We start from the raw sequence: 6,798 nt of genomic DNA, 5'->3' as shown, positions 1-6,798 counted from the left end.
CGCGGTGCGCAATTACCGCTCGACTGAGCGGCGTGAGGCGGGCATTCATATGGATGTCCATTCGGTCCCCCGAGAATCACTGAAGCTTCGACAACCTCAGCTTTCCCGGTCCGGATCGAATGGACAACCTATTGGAAGCTCACAGCTAGCGCGTCGAGTTTAGAATTCTTGGCGGGGACCATCCTGGCGCGTCGAGGCCGTCGGCGATCTGTCGGGGCCGGTGCTCCCTGATCACGTAGCGCAATGATCCGGGGCAAATATCTCACAATGGGTTTTGGCCCGTTGCTGATCGCAACGCCACCATCGGAGTTCGCTGATGATCCATGAAGACCCCTCAACGGCAGGAATTGTCACGGGTTCGCCGCCCATTCGCCACGAACCCTTGGCCGCTACCCCCGGACATTGGCTTACCCATGCTTGAGGACTCATTGCGGCACCGCTCGATGCAGGCGGACCGTGCAATTGCGAAGGCTCTGACGAACCATTGCCCCCAACGACCAATTGTCCTCTGGCAGCGAGTCCGGGATGGCCACGCCCCTTGGCGAATCAAAGACACACCTATGCCGCGGGAAGGGAGCCGAGCCATGCGCGCAAGGTAGCTCGGTCAAGTGCACCGGCACGATGTGCAACGAGCACACCTTTGCGAAATATCATCAGCATTGGAATGCTCCTGATCTGAAACCGCGCCGCTAGCGCCGGTTCCGCTTCGGTGTTAACCTTCACAAAGCGCAACGCGGGTTCCATCTCCGCAGTGGCGGCCTCGAAAATCGGGGCTGTCATCTTACATGGGCCACACCATTCGGCCCAAAAATCGGCGACCACCGGAATCTCATTGCGTGTGATGTGCCTGTCGAACGCAGCCTCGTCGACAGCGTGCGTGCGACCGTCAAATAGACGTCCCGTGCACTTGCCACATTTCGCTCGTCTGGCGTCACGATCGGAGCCTAGTCTATTGACGCTCAGACAGTGAGGGCAGACAATTTTCATTATTGAAGGCATCGGCACTATTCCATCATCGATATCACACTCGATAAATAATCAGGCTTAAGGGGTTGTAGAGAAAAACCGGCAGTTTCAACAGAGCTGCGCGACTGGCGCCAGGCAGGACGATTGGGCCCGTGGAATCCTCGAATTTGAGGCTGCGCAACGGGACGGCTATCTGGGAGCTACCGAGACCGACAAAATCACCGACAGCCAGAACAGCGAAGACCTGTTCGTCATCCCGACTGAAGATGAAATCATCGATGTGGCCTGTGGCCTCGCCCTTGTCGTTGACGACTGATCGCACCTTCAGCGCATCGCCGCTGAAACCTTTTGCAACCTCGTTGACATCGAGTGCGACGAGGCCAACTTCGTCGGAAAATGCGCCAGAACGGGTCACCAGGAACAGTACGGCCGCGCAGACCAGGGCCGCACTATATTGAGAACGTGTGTGGATCATGGTTGCCGCCTCAGTTTTCATTGCTTTGGCTGAAGGCCGTAGCCGGTTTCGGCGTTATTCGCTGCGCGTGATGACATTGGCAAGCGGTAGATCTTCCAGACGCTTGTCAATCACGATTTCGTGGACACGGATCTGCTCGACACCCTGCTCGCGCATGATCTCCTCCGCCTGCCTTTCGGCCTCTTCCGATCGCACCCGCACCCAGAGAACAAGACCGCCTTCCATCATCATGGTTTCGATCATGCTGGCTCGCTCGCGGGTGAGGAACCGAGTAGCAAGGGCCCCGATGCCGCCGCTCGCCGCGCCTGCTGCTGCGGCTGCCGCGAGAGCGGCCGCCAGGCTGCCGCCGGATGCGACGATGCTTAAAGCCGCGACGGTAGCACCGACATAGAACAGCACACCAGTCGCCCCAACGCGTACCATCGAGACATCGTCCCGCTGGATGAAGGCGCGCCGGGGAGCGCCCGGGACATCGGCGAGTTCTTCCACGGGAATGAAAATGGTTCCGAAGCGGTCTCGGATGGTCGCGCAATCCGCCATGACGTCGATGTCCGCGCGATCGAAGCCAGCGTGTTCGAGAGCCTCCACCACATCGTCCAGAATCTCTGGGGTCCGGACGATGCCGGCAACTTCGCGGACAGAACTTTGTGCGAGGATTTCATCGGCTTCGGGCTCCATGGTTCTCCGCTCCCCAAAAGGTGATGCCACCCTTCATGACTCCGGAAATCATGCCGCGCCTTGACGATCGTCAGGGCGGGTCCAACACGCAGACGTAAATATCCCGTCAGCCGGCAGTACCTTGCCCGTCGGAACAGATTAGGGCAGGCGGAACGTACGCGCGACACGTCGGCGCCTGTTCTGAATTGTAGTTGTCATCACATCGAGCAACGAGAAGGCTTTGCATATGAGTCAAGATTACGTGGTTTCGCATCGTCGACCGCCTGGCGTCTATGCGTTCCTCCTGATATTGGTGCCGCTCGCTCTGATCGGCGAGGGCGGCTGGCTCGCGATCCTCGGCTGCTCTTATTACTATTTCGTAGCGGGAGCAGTGTTGATCGTCTCAGCGATCCTTATGTGGATCGGCAGCAGTTTTGCGTGGCTATTGCTTGCCGTGATCGCTGGCACGATCCCTTGGGAGATTTGGGAAACGGGCGACCAGTTCTGGGCGCTGCTACCGCGCATGGCACCACCCGCAGTGGCCGGTCTCTGGCTTCTTACGTCCTTGGCCCGGCGTGGCCTCGACAGGGCCAGTCTGGACGGCCATCGACCCGTGGTGGCGCCCACCCTTGCCGTCTCGCTTGCAGTCCCTGCCGTTTCTGCCGCTGACGATCGGCGTCCCTAATATCGGCGGTACGGTCACGATAGCGCGTGGTCTGATTTTCATTGGCGCTGCAGCTGACGAATATTTTCGTGCCTTCGATCTGAAAACCGGCCGGGAGGTGTGGAAAGCTCCTCTTCCCGCCTGTGGGCAGGCGACACCGTTGAGCTATGAGAGTAAGGGGCGACAGTTCGTTGTCATAACCGCCGCCGGCCATTCCAATGTAGGCAGCCGCATCGGCGACTATACGATCGCCTATGCTCTACCGATCACCCCTTGAGGTTCGAGCCTTCGTCATGCAAGACTATCCAGAGGTGATCAACTAACAGGGCTGGCGGTCGTTCACCGGCCGCCATTCGTTTTCAATAGCCGTAGCGGTAAAAGAATGAGATCGTTCATCATTGGGACCTTAGTGATGATGGCGGGGTGGCGCGCGCTGGTTCTCGTGGGCAGCCCACAAGAACACGCTACCGCTCGAACAGGTCGGGTAGAATGGCTCCTTGACCAAACCCATTATAAATTTCCTAGTTGCAGTCCATCTGCGCTGCATTGTTGACGAGAATGTCAATCCTGCCAGTCCCCCCGGGATGCACGGCTTATACGGTCGTGAGGACTCGGATGTCACCCTTGCGGTCGATCACGTCGACGACGACATGGCGTCCGGAGCGGCGGATGGAAAGGTCGGCCGAGCCGGTGCCAATCAGCAGGTGCCGCAAGGTAACCTCATCGAGGAAGGTCGGAAGCTGCGGCTCGTTGAAACTAATCTCCAAGGTACTCGGATCGAAATCGAGGCCGAGGCAGGATTGCAGCAACGAGAGCGCCGATGCCGCAGCCCAGGCCTGCGGAGAGCAGGCGACCGGATAGAAGGTCGGGCCCTGCGCCCGCTGGCGCGCCAGGCCGCAGAAGAGTTCCGGAAGCCGCCGCAGATCTATGTAGGTCGAAGCCGCAAACAGTCCCTCGAATATCCGGGCCGTTTCCGCACGATAGTCGTATCGGGCGAGACCACTGGCGATCATGGCGTTGTCATGCGGCCAGATCGACCCGTTGTGGTAACTCATGGGATTGTAGCGCGCTTCCGTTGAGGGAAGTGTTCGGATCCCCCAGCCACAGAATGAACAAGCGTTCATCAGCGTGCGGACAACCTGTTGCGCTCGCTCCGGATAAGCAATGCCGGTGAACAGCGCGTGGCCGGCATTGGAAGATCGTACCCGGCAAGGGCGCTTGCCTCCGTCGAGGGCCAAGACATACGTGCCGATTTCCTCATCGAAAAAATGGATATCGAATGCGCGACGTAGCCCTTCTGCTTTTGCGAGAAAGCTTGCGGCGCGATCCGGCCGGTCAATCCGCCTGAAGATCTCCGCCGCAGCCTGCCACGCGCCGTAGCCATAGGCCTGTACTTCAGCGATGGCGATCGGCCCCTTGGCGAGTGTTCCGTCCGCATGGAAGACGGAGTCGTAGCTGTCCTTCCAGCCCTGATTGATCAATCCTTCTTCCGTCAGACGCCCGTACTCGACGAACCCGTCGCCGTCGCGATCGCCATACTCGTCGATCCAGGTCAGCGCCGCCTCGATATTCGGCAGGAGACGGCGGATGGTCGCGAGGTCGCCGGTTCGCTTAAGGTATTTCCCCGCCAGCATCAGGAACAACGGAGTAGAATCGATGCTGCCGTAGTAGCGTCGGAAAGGCACCTCTCCAAGCTCGGCCATCTCGCCATAACGCATTTCATGCAGGATCTTCCCGGGTTCCGCATCAGAAGCAGCGTCGATTTCAGTTGCCTGATTGGCAGCCAGATGGCCAAGGACGCCACGCGCAATCTCCGGATCGAGCCAGAGCGTCTGCAGCGCCGTAATGAGGGCGTCACGGCCGAAGACCGTGCTGAACCATGGAATGCCCGCATAAGGGTAAGGGCCTTCCGGTTTCTGCGTCACCAGCATGTAGAGATCGGAGATGCTCCGCCGCGCCACTTCGTTGAAGATGGTGTTGGATGAGCTGATAGATGCCGCTCGTGACGAGGACGCCCGCAGCGCCCGTCGCGCGTCCCTGAGGGCAAAGAAGAAGGAGCGGTAGCCCGACCTGCCGGTGTCAGAGGGATCGCAAGCGATCTCGATGAAGAGCGATTTCATCTCGTGTGGCGCTAGATGCAGGTCGTAAGCGACGCGATCCGTGTTGAACTGGTCCGGCCGCGGATCGAACGATAGCTGGGTCGAGCGCTTTCGGTTATCGAGACCGACATAGGAGAGAACGACATGCCCTCCCGTGGTGGTGGCAGGCAGCTTTTGTCCCCGTTTTATCCTCACCGTGCCGCGTGCTTCGAACAGATCGGCAAAGTCAGCCGCAAAAGCGATTTCGATCCGAAGGCGCTGGGCCTGTTCGTCGTAGTTTCTGACAGTCAATCGCTCATGGCAGCGGCCATTCCACAGGAAGCGAGATCGGCGCATATGAATGAGATCGTGGCTGAGAAGAAGCTTTCCACCCTTGTCGAACAAATCGGGGTTCGTAAGATCGCAGGTGAGCATCGCATTGTCGTCGCGCAGCGTCGACGACAAGAGCATCGGCCGTCTGCCATTGATCGCCAGATGCAGATGCGACAGGTACCGCGTATCGCAATGGAAGATGCCGTCCGGACTTTCTGGTCCCGAGAGAAGATCGCCGTTATGGTCGAAAATGGCGAAGGTGTCTCCGTGCTTGAGAGTTCGCGGCCGTCGCTCCTGCAGCGATGCGGTTGCCGGAACGAAGAACTGGTCCATCGCGGTATCCGCGCCTGCGGAAGCCAATGAATGGAGAGTGTTTGCAGGGGTCGTTTGCATAGGCGCCTCCCTGATTAAGCGAAGAGCTGAACGGCAGGGGTGTTCGGGCAGGGGCAATCAGCGTCCGGAAAAACACCAGTCAGTTGCCGATAGATGTTCAGATAGTCTGCTGCCATCCGTGCGGCCGTAAAGCGCTGGTCGAACGTGTCGCGTATCCCGCGCCGATCAAGCCGCAGCGCCCATTCGACGTTTTCGGCAGCTTCGGTGACGTTGTCGACCAGAACGCCGGAAACGCCATTTTCTATGATTTCCGGCGCCGAGCCGCAGCGGAAGGCGATGATCGGCGTGCCGCAGGCCATTGCCTCTATCATTACCAGCCCGAATGGCTCGGGCCAGTCGATCGGGAACAGCAGGGCTCTGGCATTGCCGAGGAACTCCGCCTTCTGGTGCTCATCGATCTCACCAATGAATTCGATGTTGGAATGCCCATTCATCATCGGCTCGATCGCTGTCTCCCAATATGCCCTATCGACGTTGTCGATCTTGGCGGCGATCTTCAGCGGCATTTCAGCCCGGATAGCAATTTCTATTGCCCGATCGGGTCGTTTTTCGGGGGATATGCGGCCGAGGAAGGCGAGATAATTGCCTTTCGGCCTTTGCGTGAAGGAAAGGAGGTCGGATGGCAGGCCGTGATAAACCGTACCTAGCCAATTGACCGGCGGCATTGGCCGACGCTGATCATCCGAGATCGATACCAGCGGAACCTCCGGAAAGCATCGGTACAGTGGGCGCAGGTCCGGCAGATCGAGCCGCCCATGCAGTGTTGTCACGGTGCGATCGGCAAATTCACTAATTAGCGGTAAATGCAACACGTCGATGTGGAAATGCAGGATATCGAACTCACGCGCATGACGGCGGATTACCTCCAGCATCACGACCTGATGGGGCAGGTGGTCCTCAATGGCTGGATTGAGTCTCAAGGCGACATCCGAACATGGCACAAGCGTCGCGTCGGTGAGGGAATCGCCGCTCGCAAACAGAGTGACGTCATGGCCTTGAGCAACCAGTTCTTCGGTGAGATAGGAGACGATACGCTCCGTTCCTCCGTAGAGCCTGGGCGGCACCCTTTCTGCAAGCGGCGCGATTTGAGCGATTCGCATCGGCAAATTTCCGTAGGTGTTCCACTACCGTTCCCCCACTAGGGTCGGTACGGCAGATGTTACTGTTGACTAATCTCTCGACTAACTGCTCGCTGTGCCTTCCGATCGACGACTTCTCGCATCGACTCATGG

At 58.8% G+C, this 6,798-nt stretch carries 6 protein-coding genes; 1 reads left to right on the top strand and 5 read right to left on the bottom strand.

Annotated features, from left to right (window positions below):
* Positions 1-558: 558 nt before the first annotated feature.
* From trxC to ATY75_RS24500, 3 genes are read right to left on the bottom strand one after another with little or no spacing between them, the layout of a single operon-like run.
* A complete protein-coding gene (gene trxC, locus ATY75_RS24510; RefSeq protein WP_245317625.1) occupies positions 559-987 on the bottom strand; it encodes a thioredoxin TrxC in 429 nt (142 codons plus the stop codon).
* Positions 988-1,021: 34 nt separating this feature from the next.
* On the bottom strand, positions 1,022-1,441 hold the full coding sequence (locus ATY75_RS24505) for a PRC-barrel domain-containing protein (RefSeq protein WP_190241416.1): 420 nt from the start codon (positions 1,439-1,441) through the stop codon (positions 1,022-1,024).
* A gap of 54 nt (positions 1,442-1,495) precedes the next feature.
* Positions 1,496-2,119 carry a hypothetical protein gene (locus ATY75_RS24500; RefSeq protein ID WP_088939542.1) on the bottom strand — a complete coding sequence of 208 codons (624 nt, stop codon included), beginning with the start codon at positions 2,117-2,119 and terminating at the stop codon, positions 1,496-1,498.
* A gap of 226 nt (positions 2,120-2,345) precedes the next feature.
* Between ATY75_RS24500 and ATY75_RS34910 the strand changes: the two genes are divergently transcribed.
* Positions 2,346-2,783, top strand: coding sequence for a hypothetical protein (locus ATY75_RS34910; protein WP_210199559.1), 438 nt, complete (start codon positions 2,346-2,348; stop codon positions 2,781-2,783).
* A gap of 572 nt (positions 2,784-3,355) precedes the next feature.
* On the opposite strand, the gene ATY75_RS24490 is transcribed toward ATY75_RS34910, so the two are convergent.
* Together ATY75_RS24490 and ATY75_RS24485 are read right to left on the bottom strand one after the other, a co-directional pair.
* Positions 3,356-5,506 carry an amylo-alpha-1,6-glucosidase gene (locus ATY75_RS24490; protein ID WP_225881145.1) on the bottom strand — a complete coding sequence of 717 codons (2,151 nt, stop codon included), beginning with the start codon at positions 5,504-5,506 and terminating at the stop codon, positions 3,356-3,358.
* 74 nt (positions 5,507-5,580) lie between these two features.
* Positions 5,581-6,666, bottom strand: a complete 1,086-nt coding sequence (locus tag ATY75_RS24485) for a glycosyltransferase family 4 protein (RefSeq protein WP_088939539.1) — start codon at positions 6,664-6,666, stop codon at positions 5,581-5,583.
* Positions 6,667-6,798: the final 132 nt, after the last annotated feature.

It is taken from the genome of Rhizobium sp. N122 (assembly GCF_002211295.1).
In the GTDB taxonomy this organism is placed as follows: domain Bacteria; phylum Pseudomonadota; class Alphaproteobacteria; order Rhizobiales; family Rhizobiaceae; genus Rhizobium.
The sequence above is the reverse complement of the archived record's forward strand: the minus strand, read 5'-3'. Positions and strand labels throughout refer to the sequence as shown.

Excerpts from the sequence above, each read along its gene's own strand:
- ATY75_RS34910 (WP_210199559.1), top strand. The coding sequence starts at position 2,346 with ATGAGTCAAGATTACGTGGTTTCGCATCGTCGACCGCCTGGCGTCTAT.
- trxC (WP_245317625.1), bottom strand. The coding sequence starts at position 987 with ATGAAAATTGTCTGCCCTCACTGTCTGAGCGTCAATAGACTAGGCTCC.
- ATY75_RS24490 (WP_225881145.1), bottom strand. The coding sequence starts at position 5,506 with ATGGACCAGTTCTTCGTTCCGGCAACCGCATCGCTGCAGGAGCGACGG.
- ATY75_RS24500 (WP_088939542.1), bottom strand. The coding sequence starts at position 2,119 with ATGGAGCCCGAAGCCGATGAAATCCTCGCACAAAGTTCTGTCCGCGAA.
- ATY75_RS24485 (WP_088939539.1), bottom strand. The coding sequence starts at position 6,666 with ATGCGAATCGCTCAAATCGCGCCGCTTGCAGAAAGGGTGCCGCCCAGG.
- ATY75_RS24505 (WP_190241416.1), bottom strand. The coding sequence starts at position 1,441 with ATGATCCACACACGTTCTCAATATAGTGCGGCCCTGGTCTGCGCGGCC.